Raw genomic sequence first — 22,233 nt, 5'->3', positions numbered from 1 at the left:
TGTTAATGTTAATTATCTTATCCTAAGTATGGAGAAATTTGCTTAGGTGAGTAATATTATTTATACATTGCGGTAAGCCTGCTCTCAAAAAACAAACCTGAAAAAATGGTGAACTATGGGATGTAATGCATGGAACCATCCTCCTGAATGTACCTGCGGCTGGGGTGGAGATGGGCATCTGGGCAAAGGTGGAAGGAGTGGCTTCAGGGAGAAGCATTCAAGATACCAGGCAAGCACAAAATCAACTATTTCAAGGGATAGTAGCTGCCGTCCGACCCGATGTCCAAAATGTGGTGATCCAGTATTTTTTATTAAACATAATGGGGGTTCAGTCTGGTTGGATCCCCCTCTTTCACCTCCTTGGTATTTGCATCCTTGTTTTGAGGATAATGCGGAGGATAGTAAGCGTAGCCGCTTAGGAGATAAAGACATAAGGAATAGCGCCTCAAAGCTATCCTCACTTGGCGTTGTAACTCAATGTGAGTACTCTGATTACTATCATTCAACAAAGCTATCTATGGAAGCTGAAGACAAGATTATTGTGTTTGAGTGTAGGGGTGACGCCAGAAGCTTTAGCGGACAGCTTTGCGTATATGATGCTTATGAGAGGGTAGTGTGGGATTTTTATGACCCAAAGAAAAAGTATAACTGTATTGGGATGCCAATGGAGCTTGATGGCCCGAGGGAACCAGTGAATAAAGATAAAGTATCAACAAAAAAAGAAAATCCCGCAGGCATAAGGGTTTTATTGAAATGCAAGCTCTGTGAAGCAAGGCTGAAACCGACAGATACCAAAATTTCTAAGCATTATAAAAAAGTCCATAATTGTTTGGTAACAATTTCTGAAGGAAATATAACAGGGGTTCTCATACTAAGCCAGAGAAATTAGAGTTAACCACAAAACCGAAAGCTGATCATCGCTGTTTTAGGGCTCTTCGTCGTTGGGGTTGGAATTCGCCCCCTGAGCTGGGCCAGGATATAACCTCCACGACGACAGGAGGTATGGCATGGACGGCACCCAGATTCTGACCCTCGGCCTGGGCCTGGAAACGCCCTGGATCCTCAAGGACCAGCACCTGCATACCGCCGTGTCACCCCACCGCCTGGATCTCTATGTCGAGGCCGATCGAGGCTGCCTCAACCCCTGCCCAGAGTGCGGCAAGGCCTGCCCGGCACACGACTTTGCCGAGAAGACGTGGCGACATCTGATCTTCTTTCAGCACCACTGTTACTTGCATGCGCGGGTGCTGCGTACCAAGTGCACCGAGCATGGCGTCAAGCGCATCGAGGTGCCCTGGGCGCGGTCTGGCAGCGACTTCACTTTGCTGTTCGAGCAGGTCGCCATGTCGTTGGTCAAGGAGGTGTCGGTGCTGGCCGTTTCCCGGCAACTGGAGATCTCTGACAAGCGCCTGTGGCGCATCGTGCACCACTATGTGGGACGGATGCTGGGTGAGCTGGATCTGTCCAGCGTGGCCACTGTCTGGGTGAATGAAACGGCCTCCCGGCGCGGCCAGCGCTACGTCGCGGTGTTCCTCGACATGCAGCGCAAGCAGGAGCTTGTGATCTTCGCTGTACCGGGGCATGGCAAGGTTACCATCGTGGCCTTCAGCGCCTTCCTGGCGGCGCACGGCGGCGACCCGGACAACGTGGTCGAGGTGGTCTGCGACATGTCTCAGGCCTTCCTGAGCGGCGTTGTCGAGAACCTCCCCAACGCCCAGGTGACGGTCGACTGGTTTCACATCGTGCAGACCTTCACCAAGGCGCTGGACGAGGCTCGAAAGAAAGAACGGAGTGAGAAGGGGCACCCCAAAGCCCTTCGGTGGGCGGTCTTGAAGAGCCTGGAAAACGACAACCTGACCCCCCAAGCAGCTGGCGGCGCACCAAGAGCTGGTGGCCGATCAGAGTGCAGCTGCCGATGCCTGGGTGATCAAGGAGAAGCTGCGCTGGATCCAGATGGCCCCGACGCCCCGAGCGGCTCGGTGGCGCATCACGAACTACCTCAAGGTCATGCGCGAGGCAGTCACCGATCAGCCACTGATCACGCCGATGGCAAAGGCCTTGACGACGCTGGAGCGCCACGCAGAGCAGGTGGTAAGGCGCTGGACTCCGGCCTAACAAACGCCCGTCTGGAGGGCATGAACGGTCTCTTCCAGGCGGCCCGATCACGCGCACGCGGCTACCGGAACGAAGCCAACTTCATCGCGATGATCTATCTGATTGGCAGCCCAGTGGGGCGCCTGATCGATCAGGCCAAATCCACATGAAGTGACGAAGAAGCAGTTTAAGGGATGGCATATGAAGACTGTTAGCATTTTAAAGAACATTGCTTACACCATACTGGTGGCAGGGTTTTCAATAGAAATCTTAGCGGATGAAGAAAAGAAGTATGAGAAATTCACTGACATCAAAGACACTTTGCTTTCCAATGAAATTATTATTAAGTGTTCTGATTATGACCTCAAGTATGTTAATGGTTTTTTAAGAAAAGAACGGTTTTTTTTGAAAAAAGGCCTTGATTGGAAGGAAATAAAAGACTTTGAAGTAAAAGATGCAGGTGTTGTTTTCCATCAATACTCAGATTTTTCTATTCGAGAAGTAAGTGATCTATCTTTAACTCCTTCCATTGAAGATCCTAAAGGTAATGTTATTCATAATTCAAGAGACTTTCTTGAGGTTAATTTTTGGGCAATTAGCTCTCCATTGGTTTTTGAGCTTGATATTTACTCCATGGTTTTGCATGTGTATAACAAAGAGGAAATAGAGGCTCCGGTTGAGGTTAATGAAAGTAAATATATTGAGAGCCAGAAAAACATAGGTGCTCCTAATACGATTTCTATATCATCACTTGAAAATCACAAAATTCTATTGGAAGCTGAGCTTGATGTAGTTAGCGCGCGAGGAGAAAATCCATTTTCTGATTATGACGAAAGGGAAAAAGAGCTTATTGAGGAAATAAGGAATGTAAATGATAGGATAAAAAGACAAGAGAGAACTTCTGAAATTAGAAAGGAAGTTCAGGGGCAGAATATAGGAATGGCAAAAGAAAAACTCCTAGATTATAGAGAAGATGATCTTACAGCAACCGTGCTTCCAGGGGATTTAAATTGGCAGTTTCACTGCAAATAATCTTCTGGTCGCGGGTAATCAATCACCCGGGATCCGACAAGTGCCATATTTTTGATTTTGGAGGTTGTGTGATAAATGCTAAACTGCCATTAGTTGGTTCGCTTCTATTATTCCAAATTTTTTCATTTGCTCATGCGTCTGCCCTTGATGGTGATATGCAGGCGGAATTGGTAGCTAAAATCAATGAGGAATGTGAAGCGCAAGCTCAAGTTCGTGCTAGTGCACAGTGGACTGCTATTTTAGACGGTGGTTTGTCTGGTCAATATCCTAGCGATTATAAAGAACGTATATACTATATATCTTTCGCTAAGTGTGCTCTCACCCAGCAAGTTCTTGTTCTTCAAGATGCGAAGGAGGTTCTTACTGATGATGAATGGTTAGAAGCTGGCGGGCCAGAACAGCTTTACGATCTACGTGAAAAACTAATTGAATTGTATAAAAATAAATAAGATATAAATTGTTAAGTTACTACGATGCAGGTGTAGGGACCCTGATGATCAGATGGTACGGATGAAAACAGCTCCGTAGTGGTAGGGAGGAAACTCCATCTGCTTCTCCAGCTTGAAGCCAGCAGGCTCGATCACCGTCCGAGTATGTTCTCCTGACATGCGCATTGCGGCCTTGGGGCCTCGCGGCTGCCCAAGAACAGTCGTCTGTTCCCGTGGCAGGGGATGCCAATTCACGATAGCAAAGCGGCCGTTCTGCTTCAGGACCTTGGCGACTTCCCGGGCCAGGGCTGTCTTATCCTGTACTCCATGATAGGTGTTGGCGATTAGCATATAGTCCACCGATGGATCCAGAAGACGACTGAGTGCCATGGCGTCCCCAAGTAGCAAGTTGCAATTCAACATCCCTTCGCATGCTGCTTGCGCCTGCTCGAGCATGACTGGGTCGAGGTCGAAACCGATGACGCGTCCCGCGCCCACCTGGCGGGCGATTGCGGCGGTAAAATAGCCATCGCCACAGCCTAGGTCGAGTACCTTCATCCCCGGCTCGATGCGCAAGGCCTTGATGACCCTGTCGGGGTTGGGCCATAGGGCATGCCACCAGCCCCTGTCCGGCATGGCAGTGGCGGGAAACATGGGGTTCGACATTCGTGATCCTTCTTTACCCGCTAGTACTCCTCTCGGCCGATCTTGCCTCGTGCCAATCGCCGGTCCAGGACTACATTTGCGCGTCCATTTCCGAGGAGCGTCCCGCGTCCTCTACTTTTGGCAGCCAGCGCTGCGAAAGGGGGAAGAGGAGCATATGACAGGGATGACCGAGGGAAATCTCCGTATCAGGGTAAACCAATACCACAACCCATGCCGCCAAATTACGGAACCTTCCAGGTTGTCACCCATGCAGGGCGGCGCTCAACCGATGAACTGGTCGGATTCACCGCGTCCGACAAAAGGCTGTGTCTAACTATCCTTACGTTCTTAACAGTGGCAGCGGATATGTGAGCCATGTTCAGGCTCTTGAGCGGCGCCCTGCGATTGCAGCCTAGTCCGAGCAGATGTGATTTCCGTCCATGCTCGTGGACCTCCATCTCTTCTTTTCCACCGACACTCGAGATGAAAGAAAAAATCTCGTTGCGTTTCTATTTGTCGTTAATTATCATGCCACATGTAAATTCAACAGCTAGAGACCTATTCTATGTCAAGCCTCCTCACGGCCTACGCCCAGCACGAGCAACAAAAGCAGCAGCTGGAAAAGCAGCTTGAAGAGATGCGAGCTGATCCACGCCTACAGGCCGAGATTGAGTTCAAGGACAAACTCGAGGCGCTGATGAAGGACTACGAGAAGAGCGCTGCGGATGTCATTGCTCTACTAGACCCGAAGCCTGCTTCTTCTTCAGCAGCGCCTTCAACCGGCGTTCGTCGCAAGCGTAAGCTCAAGATTTATAAGAACCCGAACACCGGTGAAGTCGTAGAGACCCGTGGTGGTAACCAGAAGACGCTCAAAGCATGGAAGGAAGAATTTGGTGACGAGACCGTCGAGTCCTGGCTGGTCCGCACGGAAGACTGATTCAGCACAGCGATAGCCTCCGAAGCTCGATCATCAAGCCCCACATACGCTCAGCGATGTGGGGTTTTTGCTTTCTGGAGGATGTATGCGTCCATGGCGGCGTTTCTCTAGTAATACGGCTTGAGCGTCTCACTAATGAGCGGATAGAGCGCTGTACCCACTCCTGTCAATGTATGGCTAGCGGGATGAAGCTATGTCTTCATCCATCCCAGTTCCGTGCACAACAGGCAGCGCTACCATGGGCAATCGGCTAACATGAGAGTTAGTACGCGTGACAGAAGGGGAGAGGCATGACTCACCCATCACCACCTGATTCAGAAGACCCGCTGGACCGGATCTTTGCTTATCGGGCCTTTGACCTGCGAGATCGGTTCCCTCAGCCCCTGGAGACCTTCCGCGAGGCACTGGAGTGCCTGCAAAGCGACCGTGCGTACCTCCCTTGTTGGAGTGGGGAAATCGTAGCCTATCTGCATGGAGGCGATTCGATTGTCATCCCTGAACGGTTCTTCTTTCGAGATGAACCGGGGTTGTGTCAAGCTATTGTTTTGCCAGAAGATAATGATGAGGTGTGTGTTGATGTAGAGGAGTGGTTACGACAAGAATTGCAATCACCACGCGGGGCAGGGGACTCTTGAGAGAACGCGTGGAGGCAGTTCCGATACTGGATGGTAGTGGCTACATCACTTGCTTGGCCAAGAGTGTGACTGATCTGCATTTCCGCAATATAAAAAAGGTTGCAGGATGTATGTTGTGGTTCTTATCATGAGTATGTTTTTTGGTCTGTTTGATTATGTTTCTATCTGTGCGGTAGCATGCTTTTTATATGCGCTTTTTATCGCATCTAGAATCTGGGGGTACTCACATATCAGAGCATCTCTGTCCGCTCCCATTGGCACTTGGCCTAAGTGATCGACACAACCTCTGATGACGCGGGACAGCATCGGATTGGGTAGGTCATATTCATTATCGACATCATCATAAATAGCGTCATACAGCTGCAATGCGCGTGCTTCTTCCAGCAACACAGCAATAAGCACCTCACCGGCCTCTTGGCGCTCTTCCGAAAAATTAAAAAGTCTTTGTTGGACAGAGAAGGGGAGTGACCCGATAAAATCTGTTGCCTCTTGATAATCGTTCAGAGTGCCTTTCCCTTTGTCCTCCATAGCACCCTCCAGCTTGGGTCTATTCTGTATCAAGTTTTCTAGGTAACTGTCGCTTACGGCCCTCTTTGTCTATCGACACGAGTCGCTCGGGATCCTCAGGGTCGACTCCATATCTCACATCACTGCCAGATACTACCCGTGCTAGTTTTCCGGTGCGACGGTCTTGTTCTAAATTTTCTAGAACGTCGTCCATGTCAATATTTTTTCTCATCAAGCCCCCCTGGTCACTTTTGTAGCATGAAACCAGCAAAACCCGAGGTTCAGGGTGTTTTGCGCAACAGCAGTACAGCCCAATAGCCCAGCGGTCACTTGCCACATACAGGGGTGGGCACTTCCTCAGCGCTCCCCCAACTGGTCAGCCACTTCTCCACTTCGTCAGCGGTTGCGTGAAGGCCGGTGGCTTGGTAGTCCTCCCATGCCTTTAGCGTGTCTTGATTGAGGGCCTCTCGCTTCTCCTCCCGCTCCACGTACTGTTCAATGGCTTCTTGCATGAGCCAGTCCACCGGGCGCAGGCGAGCTTCTGCCAGACGCTGAGCGCGCTCTTTAAGGTCCTCATTGAGCGTGATGGACGTTGGTGTTGCCATGTTGGCCTCCGGATCTAGAGTTGTAGCTAGTACTACTCTAGACCGATCCGGCATGGATGTCGATTTTACCGTAGTGCTGGAACAGCCTCTGGCACCAAGCCGCCTATGTGCCGGGGAGGGGATATTCCACAAGTTGCATCGTAACGCCATCACAACTTTTCAATAGATTGAACATAGCCAATGATTGGGTAGCCTGCTGCTTTCGCGGCTTTTTCTGCGTCGATGCGCGCTTCAAGTTCAGAGATTTTGGAAGACTGGTACTCGAACACCTCATCAAGCAGGCTCATCTTCTTTTCTCTTACAACAAGCTTAATAATGTATCCCGTTTTATACGCAACGCCAGTGTACGCTTTGCCTCGGGATTCTTGAGGTGATTTTTTGGGTTCTTGTTGAGGCAGGTCGATCTTCTTTGCTGAGACACGCCGCTTGCCAAACTGCTCCTGGGCGCGTTGAACCGAACGGTTGTGCTGCTCGACAAATTTCTCCCGTGACGACAATAATGCTTCTTCGAACGCTTGCAGGTCTGTCATTTGCTTCCTCATTGGTTTGAAATAGCTTGTATGTTTTCAGCGCAATCCATGATATCCCCCGCCTTGAACATCATTTCAGATTTTCGTTGGCCGGCGTTGAACAATGGCTTGGGTGGGGTTACGCCATGAATCTTGCTGCCGGAGAGGATGGCCTCCCGTAACTCGGTAACAGTGACCCCAAGCATCAGCGAAGCATTGCGGATGCCAATGCGGGAGTCGCGGAATTCTGGCATATTGAGCAATCCTTTTGGTTTGTGTTATTGAAATTGAATTGCGCCATCGTTTCACCAGTATCCTTGCAGCCACCTCATGCCCTGATGAAAAGCGATTTTAACAAAGGTTCCATGATGATGGCAGTACGATATGATCCCCAGCGTCGTACATGCGTTCCAGCATCATGTTGGTAGCCCCTTGAATGCGCAAGTGATGATCATTGTAAATGCCTGTGGTATCTAGGCTATCTGTGTCGTGCTTTCACGAAGCGCTGATCCTAGATACTCGACGGTTACGGCAATATCTCTGGGTTGTGCTGTTGCGTAAGGGCAAGGCCAGTTTCTCATCAAGCACATCTTTCAGTTGGTATGACACTGAGGAGGTCCGATGGATTCCTGGGTCCATGGGTTGTTACACAACTATACGCTTCAGCGAGTGATTGAAGCACTTGCTCAACAGACTTGACGGGCTTTCAATTGAGCCCCGAGGTAAGACTCGCTAGCTCATGGTGCCTGGCTGAGAGGGCTTCATGCCCCTTGCTAAGCTCCCTTGGGAGCCCCTTCAGAGTTGCCAAACCGGGATGATAACAGATACCTGATGAGTTTGCGTGGCATGTATCAGTTATCGTTGTCAACGTTAGCGAAGGTTGTCTGGATTTCATCAATTCAGATTGTCCGGTGTTCATCAGTCTTCACTCATCGGAACAGGGTCAGGGGCGTGTGAGGTCTCGTCCTGCTTCGTGGTCGGTGTGGTCACCAATCCGGCTCGACGCTTGTCTTTCAGCCGGTAGCTCTCGCCTTTGATGTTCAGCGTGGTCGAGTGATGCAGCAGCCGATCCAGGATCGCCGTGGCGATGACTTGGTCACCGAAGATCTCGCCCCAGTCCATGAACGACTTGTTCGAGGTGAGGATTGTGCTGACCCGCCAGTATGGTGTCTCCCCCGCGACCATCCGGCGCTGGCGGTACCGCGACGAAGTCCATGACCGACCGCACACGCGTCACAACCTACTGGCCACCCTCACGTCTGAGCAGGAGGAGGTGCTGATCGCCGCTCGTGAATTCCTGCGCCTCGGCCTGGATGATCTGCTCGTCGTGGCACGTGAGTTCCTGAACCCTCGACTGTCTCGCTCAGGCCTGCACCGCATGCTCCAGCGGCGCGAGGTGCCGACACTGGCAGAACTGGCTCGGCAGGACGCTGGCGATTATGGAAAGCCCCGGCACAAGCCCTTCAAGGACTACGAGCCCGGGTACGTGCATATCGACATCAAGCACCTGCCTCAGATGCCTGATGAGGAGCAGAAGCGCTACCAGTATGCCGCCATCGACCGTGCCACACGCTGGGTCTATCTGGAGGTCAGGCGCAGCCAGTCTGCCAAGGATGCCAAGGCGTTCATGAAGTGCCTCGAGGAGAAGGCTCCCTTCACGATCCAGACGGTGCTCACTGACAACGGCAAGTCGTTCACCGATCGCTTCACGCGGGCAGGTGAGCGCACGCCCAGCGGCCGCCACCCCTTCGACCAGGAGTGCCAGGCCCATGGTATCGAACATCGCCTGATCAAGCCGGGAAGGCCACAGACGAACGGTATGGTGGAGCGGTTCAACGGCCGCATCAGCGACGTGCTCGCGACCCGGCGCTATACCTCAGGTGAGGATCTGGAGCAGACGCTCAAACGCTACGCTTGGCTGTACAATTACCACATCCCTCAGTAGGCGCTGCATCATCAATCACCGATTGCAGCTATGAAGGAATGGCAGGCCAAGCGGCCGGAGTTATTCACCAAGCGGGTAGTCAATCACACGGGACCCGACACCCTCCTTTAAGGCATTGGCAGTAGCTTCCCTGCTATGCGAAGTACTGCGCACAGAAACCTGGGGAGCACTGAACAGCTCGGTTCTGTTCAGAGGAACCGTTCAGCCTGATCAGGTCAATACCTCAGATGTCATCACAACAGCACGCAAGCGGCCTGACCTTCCTGGTAGCCGTATAACACGGCTACAGCCGAAATAGGACCCCTGTGTGGTTAGAAACTAACCGCTGAAGCTCTCTAGTTACTGCGCTGTGTGCCGAACGCATTTGGCATCAAATTGACCAGCGATTCCCTAGTGGCAATTATAGCTGTTAAAAGAAATTGATGTTTTCAATCATTTATTTCCCAAGGCTGTAGGAGATTGAGTGCTGACTCGAGGCATAGGTTACGGTTGGCAATATCCCCAAAATGACTTATCCATTTTATGTTTTTTATTACTTCTTTATAGTATGGTTGCCCGCGCTCCCTGTTTCTGTTGGCGAGAGTTATCAAAATGCTAGCAGGCTCATTGGCTGGTGTTAAATAATATAAATCGAACCCTAGCTCAAATCCTTCCCCAGATAATTGAATTGCATCTCTATCGGTTTCTGCAACCAGATCCGACGGATCGAAATGTTTGATCCACAACTCGCTGTTGTCAAGCGTGCCGTTCGGAAGCTTTTTTTGCATGAACAAAAAGCGATAAATAGTATCCCCATCGCTGAAAGTCAACAATACCCATTTTTGTATATCTGGATAATCCATCTTTCATCTCCATAAGGCTGATAATGTAAGTTTCGCGATTTCTGCTCGCCTGTCAACCCTGATAGTGAACTATTTTTGCTCTTTGTTATTATTCGATAAATTAATTATTTTGCCATGCTAGTTGTTAAGCCTAATGGTGTGTGTGTTCTTTTTGGTATACCTTAGTGAGCACGGTCTAGTTGGTATCTTTCTTGTACTGATAACTTTGCTTTTTATACCCAAAGCGGTACAATAGATATAAATACAACCAAAACGGTACAAAGAGGTATGCTAATCATGTCCCCCCAAATTTTTGTCCGTGGATACCTTCGAGCTTCCACAGATGACCAAGATGCGAATCGTGCTCGAGAAGTGCTCAAGCGATTTGCTGATGAGTATGATGCTAGGATCGCTGCGTGGTACACCGAAAATGCAAGTGGTGCTCAAGCAGATCGCTCTGAGCTTCTCAGGCTTCTTGCAGATTCAGGTCCAGGCGATGTTCTGCTAATAGAGCAGGTGGATCGATTGACCCGTTTGGCCCGCGCTGATTGGGAATCGCTCAAAGTGGCTATTCAGGTAGCTGGGGTCCGCATCGTTGCCCTTGACCTGCCAACGAGTCATGCAGCGATGCGAGCCACAGGTGGTGAAGATTTCACTGCTCGGATGCTCGATGCTGTGAATGATATGTTGCTAGACATGCTAGCAGCGGTTGCGAGGAAGGACTATGAGGATCGCAGGAGACGGCAATCTGAAGGCATCGAGAAAGCCAGGGCACGAGGGGCTTATAAGGGTAGGCCTGCCAATAATGCACTACATATGAAAGTGGCAGAAATTAGAGCTAAGGGATTCAGCATACGCAAGACAGCTGAGCTGGCTGGGTGTTCTCCTAGTACTGTGCAAAGAGTTTTGGCTTTAAGTAAAGTAACTGGTTTTTGATAGTTCTTGAGTTTTGTTTAAAATGCTGGCCTGTCAATTTTCTGTCACAGCGTCAAAGGAATGATAGGCTATACGGTCGGATTTTTTCGACGCGCGTGGTCAATCACACGGTATCTAACAGCTAATCATACTGGCCATAATCGATTCTCTTGTGTTATGTATGCCTCGATGCAATGATCAATGGATACACCTAGGAGCCAGTATGGCCAAGGAAAGCAAAAAGCCCCTCGTCGAGTTAACTGCCGAAGAGCGACTGTCCATTGCCGAGGGCATCGAGCATCCGTCGCTCAAGAAGGAACTCGCTAGCGTTCCCTTTCCCCCGTCAATGCCCCACGAGCCCTACGAGCAACTTCGCCATCGCGTCATACAGCTCGATCAGTGGCGGCGTATCGCCGATCAAGCTACCTCATGGCCTCGGCAGCGTGTGGTTCGAAACTATATTAAGCATCAACTCAAATTGGCAGGACGCTTGATGCGAAAGCATCATAAGGTTAAAGCGCTGGAGGATGTCGAACTTTGGGGGCATCTTGACGAAGATACCCGCATTCCTCTCGCCTATCGTGCCGTCAAGCCCGTAATGAAGGCTTCAGGTTATAGCAACTATTACACCTCTTCTTCTCGGACCCATCGTGATCGCCTGATCGCCGAGGACTTTGCCACCAAGGAAATGGAGGACCCTAAAACTGCTGAACGGGTGAGACAGATCCTTGTCCATGACATGTTTCGGATTGCGCTCCCGGGCTTGCCTCGCAGCAAGGGACCCCGTCCACGAAGCCCGAAGGAGGCGGCTCACTTCGTTACATTGGCCAACCTAGAGTTGGCATGGCTCCGCTCCTATCCAGCCTCCCCCGACACTGTTCTCGCGATCCGGGCGATGTGCTTTCTCAAGGCCCGTTATCTGGATGACATGACTCATCACTCGGTGATTGAGGTGGCATACGATAACGACTGGTATATGGACGAGTTTCTTCCCCCTGAGGAGCGTACACTCGTTGTTTCTCGCTGGCGTAAGTATCGTGGAAAACTTAAAGAGCAAAAACGCCTCAAGAAAGAGGCGGATCAACGGGCAGAAGAGAAGCGCCGCGCAGAATGGCGGGAGTACGTCGAGCAGTACGGAGGTCCTGCTGGTGCTAATAAATCGCGAACCCGAACGCCCAAGGGAGGGAGTATTCGCACCGTACAGGGCGGCGCCCCTGGACTAGGAAAAGGGAAATCGTAATTTATGACTTGTCGTAATGGTCTGTGTCCTTCCCCTTGGTTTAGGTCCACCTACGATGTGGGACATCGTACCTTTATGCACACTGCTGGGTATAAACAACCGGTGGCATATAGCCCAGCGAGGTGTGCGGTCTCTCATGGCTTTAGTGGCCTCTTCATTGGTTAATTTCATTCATCACATCGGTCAGGCTCAGAAACCAGTGCTGATTCAGGCAGCCACCCCGGAACTCGCCGTAGAATCTCTCGATACGGGATTCTGTGTCGACTTGCCAGGATCTATGTAAGCTAGTGTGACCTTCGGCTTACGTGCCCGAAGAACACCCCCCTTGCTGGTCAGCTTGCGGTTGACCACCAGGTCCTCTTGAAGCAACAAGGTGTGCAGCAACAGGTAACCGTAGCGGGGGTAGCCGCTCGCCATGCGTTCAGCCGAGCCCGAAGCGCCTCTTCGTCACTCGGTATCGCCTAGTAGCGGGCCACCGGTCTTGGCAGACCCTGCAAGCAACAGGCATACCACTGGTTGAGCCAGCCGCCAGTCACCAACTGCGTTACGGCCCGCCGCTTCGCTTCGGGCGTCATCACTTTCTCGAGACGGTCTCCTTGAGGGAGGCATTGTCGAGGGTGTCTTTCTGCCAGTAGTTCCATTGGCCGGGCACCAGATCTCGGAGACGCTTTGCCTCCGATACCTCCATCCCATCTTAGTATATCGATTACGCTTCATCGCGAGATCCACGGAGACCAGGGTAAATGTAGCGGATAGCTTACATTTCCGGTCGGCAGGCTGATGAGGATATAGCCAGGGGGATCCGGGGGGGCATTGTGTTTGCCTCCTCCTTTCGGGGGCGGCATGCTGCGGGGGAGCAGTAGACTAGGCAGGTGCTGCTACTGACGTGCATCCGTCATGAAGTTATCATGATCACCAGACGGGGCCTGGCTTTCAGCGTGTAAAGATAGCTAGCTTTACATCCGATCATGTGGGCGCTCGACCTGTCCGCATCTTGGTCCATTCCTTTACATTTTTCTTTGCTATTTCGTTTTCTAGAGGGTAAAATTCGATGCATAACAAATATTTAGGCAGAAAGACGGCAGCCCCTTTCCATGTCTTATGCCGACTACCGTTCTAAGCAGGGGCCAGCCGTGAAGCTGCTGATTCTGGAGGCCGGGCACTGCCTGAGCCTGGCGCTGGCTCGCGAGGCCAACCGGCGCAGCGACACCGAGCTCACCATCGAGCCGGGCCTGGCGCCCAGCCTCCGGTTGCTCGAGGAGTTGCGGCCGGATGCGCTGGTGATCCCGCCGCTGTCGCGGCCGATCACCGCCGAGCCGGCGGCCGTCACGGCCCATGCCGAGGCGGTCGAGGCCTGCATGGAGGCGTGTCGCGAGGCGGACATCCCGCTGGTGTGGTGCGTCTCCGACCAGCTCTATGAAGACGGCCTCGACGTCCCCATCGACGAGCATGTGATCCCCGAGCCCCGCGACGACAGCCTGAGGCGGCTGATCCGCACCGGCGACCGGATCCGTGCCGAATATCCCCGGCACCTCATCGTGCGGCTGGGCCCGCTGTTCGCCCTGGAGGGCAGCCAGGCCTGGCTGAGCGAGCTGCTTGACACCCTGATGGATGGTGGCGAGGTGCGGGCCGAGTCCGACGTGATCTTCTGCCCGACCTCGGCGGATGCCGTGGCCATGGCGCTGATCGGCATGCTCCAGCAGCAGCACTGCGGGGCCGAGGCTTGGGGCAGCTATCACCTGGCCGGCACCGAGCCGGTGAGCGCCTACACCTTCGTCTCCATGGTGCGTACCCAACTCGCCACGCGGCTCGAAGGCCGTGGCGAACGGGTCGCGCTGGGCAGCGTCAAGGCGCTGAACCACCATCATGACCAGCCGCTGCGTCGCGTGCTGAACTGCCGGCGGGTACTGGACGTGTTCGGCGTCCATCAGAAGCCCTGGCGCCTGGAGGTCGGGCGCATGCTGGATACCTGGTGCCTGGCGAGGGATGACGGCAAGGCGCAAGAGGAGTCGATGTCACGATGAACGTTATCCGCAGCCTGGTCTTCTATGCCGGCTACTTCCTGGCCATGCTGGTCTGCGGCGTGCTCTTCCTGCCGCCGGCGCCCTTCCTGCCGTTGCGCTCCCGCTATCGCCTGCTCAACCTCTACAACCACTTCATCATCGCCTGGTTCCGCCTGGTCTGCGGGGTGCGCTACGACTTCCACGGCCATGAGCGGTTGCCCGAGGGCCCCTGCGTCATCCTCGCCAACCACCAGTCCGAGTGGGAGACCGTCTATCTGCAGCTGCTCCATCCGCCGGTCTGCACGGTCCTCAAGCGGGAGCTGCTGAACATCCCGATCTTCGGCTGGGGGCTGCAGCTGTTGCATCCCATCGCTCTGGATCGCAGCAGGCCTGCCCGGGCCATGAAGCAGGTGCTCACCCAGGGCAAGTCTCGTCTCGACGAGGGGCTCTCGGTGCTGATCTTCCCCGAGGGTACCCGGGTGGCACCGGGAAGCCGGCGGCGTTACAGCAAGAGTGGTGTGGTGATTGCCTGCCGCGCCGGCGTGCCGGTGGTGCCGGTGGCCCACAATGCCGGGGAACGCTGGCCGGGACGTCACTGGGTCAAGCGCCCGGGGCGTCTGTCGCTGGAGGTGGGCGAGCCCATCGAGACCGCCGGCCGCACCTCCGAGGAGGTGCTGGTCGAGGTGGAGGCGTGGATCGAGGCTCGGCTGGCCGAGATCTCCGAAGTGCCGCGCCCGGCCACGGCCGCACCGCCGGCCACAGAGCAGCCGCTGGCCTGACGCTGATCGCCCCCGCAACGCAAGAGGCGCCCCATGGGGCGCCTCTTGCGTTGTGGTCGGAGCAGCGTGAGGGATCAGTCGCGGAACTTCTCCAGCACCAGGCAGGCGTTGGTGCCGCCGAAGCCGAAGCTGTTGGAGAGGACCCGCTCGACCGTCACGCCATCGCGGCGCTGGGTGACGATATCGAAGCCGTCGGCCTGCTCGTCGAGGGTCTCGACGTTGGCGGAGGCGGCGATGAAGTCGTTCTCCATCATCAGCAGCGAGTAGATCGCCTCCTGCACGCCGGTGGCGCCCAGGGAGTGGCCCGTCAGCGACTTGGTGGAGCTCATCGCCGGCGTGGAGTTGCCGAAGACCTCGCGGATCGCCTTGAGCTCGGCCACGTCGCCCACCGGCGTCGAGGTGCCGTGGGTGTTGATGTAGTCGATCTTGCCGTCGACGGTGGCCATGGCCTGGCGCATGCAGCGCACCGCCCCCTCGCCGGAAGGGGCGACCATGTCGTGGCCGTCGGAGGTGGCGCCGTAGCCGGTCACCTCGGCATAGATCTTCGCGCCGCGGGCCCGGGCGTGCTCCAGCTCCTCGAGCACCAGCATGCCGCCACCGCCGGCGATGACGAAACCGTCGCGGGCCTGGTCATAGGGCCGTGAGGCCTTGTCGGGGGTGTCGTTGTAGTGGGTCGAGAGGGCGCCCATGGCGTCGAACAGGCAGGAGAGGGTCCAGTGCTCCTCCTCGCCACCGCCGGCGAAGACCACGTCCTGCTTGCCCATCTGGATCTGCTCCACGGCGCTGCCGATGCAGTGGGCCGAGGTGGCGCAGGCCGAGGAGATGGAGTAGTTCACGCCCTTGATCCTGAACGGGGTCGCCAGGCAGGCCGAGACGGTGCTGCCCATGGTGCGGGTGACCCGGTAGGGACCCACACGGCGCAGCCCCTTCTCGCGCATCAGATCGGCGGCCTCCACCTGGTTGGCGCTGGAGGCGCCGCCGGAGCCGGCGATCAGCCCGGTGCGCTCGCTGGAGACCATCTCCGGCGCCAGCCCCGAGTCCTCGATGGCCTGGGCCATGGAGACATAGGCGAACGCCGCGGCGTCGCCCATGAAGCGGCGCAGCTTGCGGTCGATCAGGGCGTCCAGGTCGATGTCGACGCTGCCGGCCACCTGGCTGCGGAAGCCTCGCTCGGCATAGTCTTCCTTGAAGCGGATGCCCGAGCGCCCGCTCCTGAGCGCCTCCAGAACCTGTTGTGCGTCGTTGCCCAGGCAGGACACGATGCCCAGGCCGGTGACTACCACTCGTCGCATGGGAGCCTCCTGTTCAGAAATTCGCGGTGGAGGTGAACAGGCCGACGCGCAGGTCGTTGGCCTGGTAGATGTCGCGGCCGTCGACGGATACGGTGCCGTCGGCCATGCCCAGGATCAGGCGCCGGGTGATGATGCGCTTGATATTGATCCGGTAGGTGACCTTCCGGGCGTCGGGCAGGATCTGGCCGCTGAACTTGACCTCGCCGCAGCCCAGGGCGCGGCCCCGACCGGGGTGGCCGAGCCAGCCCAGGTAGAACCCCACCAGTTGCCACATGGCGTCCAGGCCCAGGCAGCCGGGCATCACCGGATCCCCGGGGAAGTGGCAGCCAAAGAACCACAGGTTGGGGTGGATATCCAGCTCGGCGATCAGCTCGCCCTTGCCGTGATCGCCGCCTTCCTCATGGATGTGCATGATGCGATCGAGCATCAGCATGTTGGGGGCCGGCAACTGGGCATTGCCCGGACCGAACAGCTCGCCGCGTGAGCAGGCCAGCAGTTCTTCGCGATCAAAGGAGTGTTGCTTGGTCACTGAATCGTTCCGAGAGTCGAGATCATTGTGTGCCGAAAGCGGCCCGGGGCCGCCGGGCGGCTGTGCCTAGTCTACTGTCCACACACGATGAATGCACGCCGTAGGCGGGAGAGGCGGGGCTGGCCTCAGCGGGCCGGCCTTGTCAGGGCAAGCGGACTGCCGAGGCGTCGACTCAGGACCAGGCAGATCAGCGCCCAGGCCAGCGCCTCCGCGGGCAGCAGCCAGGGGGCGAGTTCCACCCCGGCGAGGCGGGCGCCGGCGTAGTAGGAGAGCGGGCCGCTGGTGGCGCCGCCGAGCACGGCCAGCCAGGGGCTTTGCCAGAGCCAGGCAAGCGAGTGGTGAATCAGGGTCGCGAAGAGGGGCCAGAGCAGCCACAGCCATGGCGGTAGCCCGCCGAGCAGGGGCGACCCGTCAGCGAAGTCGAAGCCGCCGGCCAGCGTCAGGCCGCCGTCCACCACCAGCCCCAGCGCGGCGAAGCCCGCCAGCCAGCGCCATTCCCCGGGGCGCGCCAGCCAGGCCAGGTGCAGGGTGAGGATCACCGCGGCCACCAGCAGGCCGACCCCCGAGCCGCCCAGCACGCAGGCGAACCAGCCCGCCTGGAAGGCGGCCAGGTTGGCCAGCATCTTCACGGGGCTATCGGATCGGGTGACCATCGCGGATCACGCCGCCCCGGTGAGCGGCGCCGGCCGTGCGCCGGGCTTGGCCAGCAGCAGCTGGCAGGTGCCGATGGTGCGCTCCATGAAGCCGCCCTCGCAGTAGCAGAGATAGTAGCGCCACATGCGGATGAAGCGCTCGTCATAGCCGAGTCGGCGCACGGTCTCCAGGCTGGCCTCGAAGCGATGACGCCACTCGCGCAGGGTGCGGGCGTAGTGCTGGCCGATCTCGTCCAGGTCGACGACGTTGAGCGAGGTGTGGCGGGTCAGTCCGTCGAGGATGGCGCGGTGCGACGGCAGGAAGCCCCCCGGGAAGATGTAGCGCTTGATGAAGTCCATCTCGCGCTTAGCCTCCTCGTAGCGCTGGTCGCGTATGGTGATCGCCTGCAGCATCGCCTGGCCGTCATCGGTGAGCAGCCGGTCCAGGGTCGCCAGGTAGGTGCCCAGGTACTGGTGGCCCACCGCCTCGATCATCTCCACCGAGATCAGCCGGTCGTACTGGCCCTCGAGCTCACGGTAATCCTGCTGGAGCAGGGTGATGCGCTCGCCCAGCCCCTCCTCCTCGATGCTCCGCGCCGTGAAGGCATACTGTTCCGCGGAGATGGTGGTGGTGGTCACGCGGCAGCCGCGGGTCTTCGCCGCATGGATGGCCAGCCCGCCCCAGCCGGTGCCGATCTCCAGCAGGTGGTGGTGGGGCTGGACATCGAGCTTCTCGAGCATCAGGTCGAGCTTGTGGGTCGAGGCCTCCTCCAGGCTCGCCTCGGGGTGCGGGAAGACCGCGCTGGAGTACATGCGGTGGTCACGGTCGAGGAAGGTGGCGAACAGCGCATTGCCGATGTCGTAGTGGGCGGCGATGTTGCGCTTCGATCCGCTCAGGCTGTTGCGCTGCAGGCCGTAGAGGGCGCCGAGCAGCCAGCGTCCGAGGCGTGCGGGGCCGTTCTCGATCTCGCCATTGACCCGTTCCAAGTTGGCGGCGAACAGTCGCACCAGGGCCACCGGGTCGTCGGCATCCCAGTCCCCCTCCATGTAGGCCTCGGCCGCGCCCACGGTGCCGCCCAGTGCCAGGCGTTTCCAGGCCCGGTGGTGGCGCACCACCAGGGTGGCCCGCAGCGGCCCTCCCTGGCCCAGGTGATGGCGCTTGTGACCGTCGATCAGGGTGATGTTGCCGCCCTCCAGGCGGTCGAGCTGGGCCAGCACCCGGGGTTTGAGCCAGCGGGTCAGCCGGTCGCCCTCGGGGGCCAGGGGGCGGGCAGTGGCGGAGCGAAGGGTGTTCACGACGAGCTCTCCTCACGGGAAGGGGGGTCCTGGCCGGGATGGTCATGGACGGGAATGCGCTTGAGCCAGAGTCGCAGCGCCTCGAAATGGATGCCGGCGAGGGTCTTCAGGCTCATCCATGGCTGGCGGGCCAGGGTGGCCAGCAGCACGCCGCGGGTGGCCGGTCGGGCCTGCAGGGTCAGGGTGGCGTCGAAGTGGCGCTCGCCGTCCTTCCAGTTCTCCATGTGCATCGACAGGGTCTTGCCGGGGGTGTCGAAGCGCCAGCGGTAGGTCATGTCCATGGGGTTGAAGGGCGAGACGTGCATGACCTTGTCGAACTCGGCGACATGGCCGTGGCGCCGAGGCGACACGGCGCAGGCATAGCGGGTGCGCTCCCCCCAGGGCGTGTTGCTCACCTCGCCGAGCACCGCGCGCAGCTCGCCGCGGGCATCATAGGCGTAGTAGAGCGATACCGGGTTGAAGCCCAGCCCCAGGGTGCGCAGCTGGGTCAGCACGCAGATCCGCCCGTCCGGGGCGCTGCCCAGCTGGCGCTCCAGCTCCTCGCGCACCGCCTGCTTGAGGGGGCGGTCGTGGGGGCCCAGGTAGTCCTCGCGGCGAAAGCGCGCCAGCGCCGGGCGTAGGGCGCTGAAGCCGGGCACGCCGTCGAACAGCTCGGGGAGCTCGTCGAGGTCGAGCCAGGCCATCCAGAGGCCGTACTCGAAGGCATGCGGTCGTGGCAGGAAACGGCGATGGCGCAGGGTGCCACGATAGATGCGCGAGCGCGGCGAGCGGGTCATGCCACGTGCTCCTCGGCGGCCGGTGCCGGCATGGCCGGCTGCACCTCGTGATGGTCGTCCTCGTCGCAGCCCAGGGCGCGGGCCACCCGCAGGGCACTCCAGACACCGTCCTCGTGGAAGCCGTTGCGCCAGTAGGCGCCGCAGTAGTGGGTGCGCTGCTCGGGCCCGGAGATCTCGGCATGGCGGGCCTGGGCCGCCTGGCCGGCCAGGGTGAACTGGGGATGGGCATAGGTGAAGCGGCCCAGCACCCTGGCGGGGTCGATGGCGGCGCTGTCGTTGAGGGTCACGCAAAAGGTATGCGGGGCGGTGATGCGCTGCAGGATGTTCATGTCGTAGGTCACCGAGACCCGGGCGTCGTCGCCGCGTCCATCGAGGCGGTAGTTCCAGCTCGCCCAGGCGCGCCGGCGGCGTGGCAGCAGCCGGGTGTCGGTATGCAGCACCACCTCGTTGTCGGCGTAGGGCAGGGCGCCGAGGATCTCGCGTTCGGCGGCGCTCGGGTCGTCGAGCATCGCCAGCGCCTGGTCGGCGTGGCAGGCCAGCACCACCTGGTCGAAGGCCTGGATGCCGCCCGCGGTGCGCACCTCGACCCAGTCGGCATGGCGGCGGATGCCGCGCACCGGGGTGGCCAGGTGGATGCGGCCGGCGCAGGGCGCGGTCAGCGCCGGGATGTAGCTGCGCGAGCCGCCCACCAGGGTGTGCCACTGGGGCCGGTCGTTGACCGACAGCAGGCCGTGGTGGCGGAAGAAGCGCACGAAGAACAGCAGCGGGAAGTCGCGCAGGTCGCGGATGCTGGCCGACCAGATCGCCGCGCCCATGGGCAGCAGGTAGTGGTGCTGGAAGTCGTCGTTGAAGCCGTTGGCCTCAAGCCAGCCGCCCAGGGTCATGGCGGGGTCGAGCCGGCCCTCCTCCAGTGCCCGGGTCGCCTCGCGGTTGAAGCGCAGGATATCGCGCAGCAGGCGATGGAAGCTGGGTCGCAGCAGGTTGCGCCGCTGGGCGAACAGGCTCGCCAGGGTGTGGCCGTTGTACTCGAAGTCGCGTGCCGTCTCGTGCACCGAGAAGCTCATCTCCGTGGGCTGGCTGGCCACGTCGAGTCTCGCCATCAGCCGCTGGAAATGCGGGTAGGTCCAGTCGTTGAAGACGATGAAGCCGGTGTCTATCGCGTAGTGCCTGCCCGCCAGCTCGACATCGACGGTGGCGGTATGGCCGCCCAGGCGGTCGGCGGCCTCGAACAGCGTCACCTCGTGGCGGCTCGACAGGTACCAGGCGGCGGCCATGCCACCGATGCCACTGCCGATCACGGCAATGCGTCGGGCAGCATGCCGGCGGGCAGCGTCACGGGGCGGGTGCGGCGGTGTGAACGAGGCGGTCATCGGCGGGTCTCCTGGCGTGTCATGCGCCGTCCCAGGCGGAGGCGCAGGCCCGGGGGCAGGATGCCCGCCAGCCGCACCAGCAGCGTGAAGCGTCGCGGGAAGTGGATGTCCAGGCGGCGCCTGGCGAGGCCTTCGAGGATCGCCGTGGCGGCCTCGTCGACGGTCACGCGCATGGGCATGGCGAAGTCGTTGCGGTCGGTCAGCGGGGTCTTGACGAAGCCGGGGTGGATCAGGCTCACGTCGATGCCTTCGGCGGCCAGGTCGAGGCGCAGCGACTCCAGGAAGTGGCTCAGTGCGGCCTTGGAGGCGCCGTAGGCCTCGGCGCGCGGCAGCGGCAGGTAGGCCGCGGCGCTGGAGGTGGCGGCCAGCAGCGGGCGCCCGCCCTCGGCGCGGGCCCGGCGCAGCAGGGGCAGGGCGGCCGCGACGCCGTAGACGGCACCGAAGAAGTTGGGGGCGAAGACCCGCTCGACGAGGTCGACATCGAAGTCGCGGACGTCCAGGTACTCGCAGGTCCCGGCATTGAGGATCACCAGGTCCAGGCCGCCGAATGCCTCGCCCAGCCGCTCGCCGGCTTGGCGCACGGCCTGGCGGTCGGCCACGTCCAGGGGCAGCAGCAGGGCGTTGTCGCGACCGGCGGCGAGTTCACCAAGCGCCGTCTCGCTGCGCGCGCTGAGCGCCACCCGGTGCCCCTCGTCGAGCAGGCGTTCGGCCAGGGCACGGCCGATGCCCGAGGTGGCCCCTGTCAGCCAGATGCGCTGCCTGTCGCTCGCTGTGCTCATGGTCTCTCCCCGTTCTCGGCGGCCGTCAGCGGGCCAGTTGTCGCTTCACCAGTCGTATCGCGCCCCCCAGCAGGGGCAGGCGCTCGTAGAGCAGGGCGCCGGCATCGAAGTAGTCGCGGTGCCTGGCCACCCGGCCGTCCTCCGCGAAGCGCAGGTGCGAGCATCCCTCGACCTCCACCTCGCGTCCGCCGTCGAGGCGGGGATGCACCAGGTGCATCGTCCAGGTGACGAATGCCGTGTCGTGCCGTTGCAGCGTCTCGTGGAAGGTGAAGCGGCACGATGTCACGTTCTCGTACAGGGTGCGGAAGTAGGCCTCCAGCGCCTCCCGACCCCTGATCTGGTGCAGCGGGTCGATGAAGTCGACGTCGTCAGTGTATACCTCGTATAACTTCGTTGTACAGGTCTTGTCCAGTTTATTGAAGAAGGCGCAGAAGGCCTCCAGGTCAGGTGCCTGGCGCATGGCA

22 protein-coding genes and 3 pseudogenes are annotated in these 22,233 nt (G+C 58.4%); 10 read left to right on the top strand and 15 right to left on the bottom strand.

Translation table 11 applies throughout. From position 1 onward, the window contains the following. Positions 1 to 115 precede the first annotated feature (115 nt). From QLQ86_RS17015 to QLQ86_RS17000, 4 genes and pseudogenes are all read left to right on the top strand, one after another. A complete protein-coding gene (locus QLQ86_RS17015) occupies positions 116 to 889 on the top strand; it encodes a hypothetical protein (RefSeq protein ID WP_282817762.1) in 774 nt (257 codons plus the stop codon). Between the two features lie 118 nt (positions 890 to 1,007). Then, positions 1,008 to 2,264 (top strand): annotated as a pseudogene (locus QLQ86_RS17010) (ISL3 family transposase). Between the two features lie 31 nt (positions 2,265 to 2,295). Next, positions 2,296 to 3,126, top strand: a complete 831-nt coding sequence (locus tag QLQ86_RS17005; RefSeq protein WP_282817761.1) for a hypothetical protein — start codon at positions 2,296 to 2,298, stop codon at positions 3,124 to 3,126. Next, positions 3,105 to 3,575, top strand: coding sequence for a hypothetical protein (locus QLQ86_RS17000; RefSeq protein ID WP_282817760.1), 471 nt, complete (start codon positions 3,105 to 3,107; stop codon positions 3,573 to 3,575). The genes QLQ86_RS17005 and QLQ86_RS17000 overlap by 22 nt, the downstream gene beginning before the upstream one ends. 48 nt (positions 3,576 to 3,623) lie before the next feature. Here the strand turns inward: QLQ86_RS17000 and QLQ86_RS16995 are convergent, their stop codons facing one another. Further along, the gene (locus QLQ86_RS16995; RefSeq protein WP_282817759.1) at positions 3,624 to 4,220 is read right to left on the bottom strand and encodes a class I SAM-dependent methyltransferase; all 597 of its coding nucleotides are present in this window, start codon (positions 4,218 to 4,220) and stop codon (positions 3,624 to 3,626) included. Between the two features lie 544 nt (positions 4,221 to 4,764). Between QLQ86_RS16995 and QLQ86_RS16990 the strand changes: the two genes are divergently transcribed. Then, complete coding sequence (locus QLQ86_RS16990) at positions 4,765 to 5,136, top strand: histone-like nucleoid-structuring protein, MvaT/MvaU family (protein WP_282817758.1); 372 nt, start codon at positions 4,765 to 4,767, stop codon at positions 5,134 to 5,136. A gap of 788 nt (positions 5,137 to 5,924) precedes the next feature. On the opposite strand, the gene QLQ86_RS16985 is transcribed toward QLQ86_RS16990, so the two are convergent. From QLQ86_RS16985 to QLQ86_RS16965, 5 genes and pseudogenes are all read right to left on the bottom strand, one after another. After that, complete coding sequence (locus QLQ86_RS16985) at positions 5,925 to 6,299, bottom strand: hypothetical protein (protein WP_282817757.1); 375 nt, start codon at positions 6,297 to 6,299, stop codon at positions 5,925 to 5,927. Positions 6,300 to 6,604: 305 nt separating this feature from the next. After that, entirely contained in the window at positions 6,605 to 6,883 is a 279-nt protein-coding gene (locus QLQ86_RS16980) for a CopG family ribbon-helix-helix protein (RefSeq protein WP_282817756.1), read from the bottom strand. Positions 6,884 to 7,032: 149 nt separating this feature from the next. Then, the gene (locus QLQ86_RS16975) at positions 7,033 to 7,413 is read right to left on the bottom strand and encodes a hypothetical protein (RefSeq protein WP_282817755.1); all 381 of its coding nucleotides are present in this window, start codon (positions 7,411 to 7,413) and stop codon (positions 7,033 to 7,035) included. 8 nt (positions 7,414 to 7,421) lie between these two features. Beyond that, a complete protein-coding gene (locus tag QLQ86_RS16970; protein ID WP_282817754.1) occupies positions 7,422 to 7,646 on the bottom strand; it encodes a hypothetical protein in 225 nt (74 codons plus the stop codon). Between the two features lie 664 nt (positions 7,647 to 8,310). Then, a pseudogene (locus QLQ86_RS16965) lies at positions 8,311 to 8,556 on the bottom strand (ATP-binding protein); the annotation flags it as partial. Here QLQ86_RS16965 and QLQ86_RS16960 point away from each other — a divergent pair. Further along, positions 8,480 to 9,448: pseudogene (locus tag QLQ86_RS16960) on the top strand (DDE-type integrase/transposase/recombinase). The pseudogenes QLQ86_RS16965 and QLQ86_RS16960 overlap by 77 nt on opposite strands. Positions 9,449 to 9,765: 317 nt before the next feature. Here the strand turns inward: QLQ86_RS16960 and QLQ86_RS16955 are convergent. After that, the gene (locus QLQ86_RS16955) at positions 9,766 to 10,179 is read right to left on the bottom strand and encodes a hypothetical protein (RefSeq protein ID WP_282817753.1); all 414 of its coding nucleotides are present in this window, start codon (positions 10,177 to 10,179) and stop codon (positions 9,766 to 9,768) included. A gap of 276 nt (positions 10,180 to 10,455) precedes the next feature. Here QLQ86_RS16955 and QLQ86_RS16950 point away from each other — a divergent pair, with 276 nt between their 5' ends. The 4 genes from QLQ86_RS16950 to QLQ86_RS16930 all read left to right on the top strand — a co-directional run bounded on the left by QLQ86_RS16950 (position 10,456) and on the right by QLQ86_RS16930 (position 15,095). Next, positions 10,456 to 11,094 carry a recombinase family protein gene (locus tag QLQ86_RS16950; protein WP_282817752.1) on the top strand — a complete coding sequence of 213 codons (639 nt, stop codon included), beginning with the start codon at positions 10,456 to 10,458 and terminating at the stop codon, positions 11,092 to 11,094. A 202-nt stretch (positions 11,095 to 11,296) separates the two neighbouring features. After that, positions 11,297 to 12,313: a hypothetical protein gene (locus tag QLQ86_RS16945; RefSeq protein ID WP_282817751.1), complete on the top strand. Its 1,017-nt coding sequence runs from the start codon at positions 11,297 to 11,299 to the stop codon at positions 12,311 to 12,313. Between the two features lie 1,133 nt (positions 12,314 to 13,446). Further along, entirely contained in the window at positions 13,447 to 14,337 is an 891-nt protein-coding gene (locus QLQ86_RS16935) for a sugar nucleotide-binding protein (RefSeq protein WP_282734477.1), read from the top strand. Then, entirely contained in the window at positions 14,334 to 15,095 is a 762-nt protein-coding gene (locus QLQ86_RS16930) for a lysophospholipid acyltransferase family protein (RefSeq protein WP_282734476.1), read from the top strand. Before QLQ86_RS16935 ends, QLQ86_RS16930 begins: the two co-directional genes overlap by 4 nt. 74 nt (positions 15,096 to 15,169) lie before the next feature. Here the strand turns inward: QLQ86_RS16930 and fabB are convergent, their stop codons facing one another. From fabB to QLQ86_RS16890, 8 genes are all read right to left on the bottom strand, one after another. Then, a complete protein-coding gene (gene fabB, locus QLQ86_RS16925) occupies positions 15,170 to 16,387 on the bottom strand; it encodes a beta-ketoacyl-ACP synthase I (protein ID WP_282817750.1) in 1,218 nt (405 codons plus the stop codon). A 13-nt stretch (positions 16,388 to 16,400) separates the two neighbouring features. After that, entirely contained in the window at positions 16,401 to 16,916 is a 516-nt protein-coding gene (gene fabA / locus QLQ86_RS16920; protein WP_282734474.1) for a 3-hydroxyacyl-[acyl-carrier-protein] dehydratase FabA, read from the bottom strand. Positions 16,917 to 17,041: 125 nt separating this feature from the next. Continuing rightward, the gene (locus tag QLQ86_RS16915) at positions 17,042 to 17,539 is read right to left on the bottom strand and encodes a DUF2878 domain-containing protein (RefSeq protein ID WP_282817802.1); all 498 of its coding nucleotides are present in this window, start codon (positions 17,537 to 17,539) and stop codon (positions 17,042 to 17,044) included. Positions 17,540 to 17,575: 36 nt separating this feature from the next. Continuing rightward, positions 17,576 to 18,844: an SAM-dependent methyltransferase gene (locus QLQ86_RS16910; RefSeq protein WP_282817749.1), complete on the bottom strand. Its 1,269-nt coding sequence runs from the start codon at positions 18,842 to 18,844 to the stop codon at positions 17,576 to 17,578. Next, positions 18,841 to 19,620 carry a DUF1365 domain-containing protein gene (locus QLQ86_RS16905; RefSeq protein ID WP_282817748.1) on the bottom strand — a complete coding sequence of 260 codons (780 nt, stop codon included), beginning with the start codon at positions 19,618 to 19,620 and terminating at the stop codon, positions 18,841 to 18,843. The genes QLQ86_RS16910 and QLQ86_RS16905 overlap by 4 nt, the downstream gene beginning before the upstream one ends. Further along, positions 19,617 to 20,990 (bottom strand): NAD(P)/FAD-dependent oxidoreductase, encoded by a 1,374-nt coding sequence (locus QLQ86_RS16900; protein ID WP_282817747.1) that lies wholly within the window; start codon positions 20,988 to 20,990, stop codon positions 19,617 to 19,619. Before QLQ86_RS16900 ends, QLQ86_RS16905 begins: the two co-directional genes overlap by 4 nt. Then, positions 20,987 to 21,769, bottom strand: a complete 783-nt coding sequence (locus QLQ86_RS16895) for an SDR family NAD(P)-dependent oxidoreductase (protein WP_282817746.1) — start codon at positions 21,767 to 21,769, stop codon at positions 20,987 to 20,989. Before QLQ86_RS16895 ends, QLQ86_RS16900 begins: the two co-directional genes overlap by 4 nt. Before the next feature lie 25 nt (positions 21,770 to 21,794). After that, a complete protein-coding gene (locus QLQ86_RS16890; protein ID WP_282817745.1) occupies positions 21,795 to 22,229 on the bottom strand; it encodes a nuclear transport factor 2 family protein in 435 nt (144 codons plus the stop codon). Positions 22,230 to 22,233 lie beyond the last annotated feature (4 nt).

Origin of the sequence: Halomonas rhizosphaerae (assembly GCF_030012485.1) — a bacterium.
Lineage (GTDB): Bacteria > Pseudomonadota > Gammaproteobacteria > Pseudomonadales > Halomonadaceae > Halomonas > Halomonas rhizosphaerae.
This window is presented reverse-complemented; position numbering and strand designations above follow the sequence as displayed.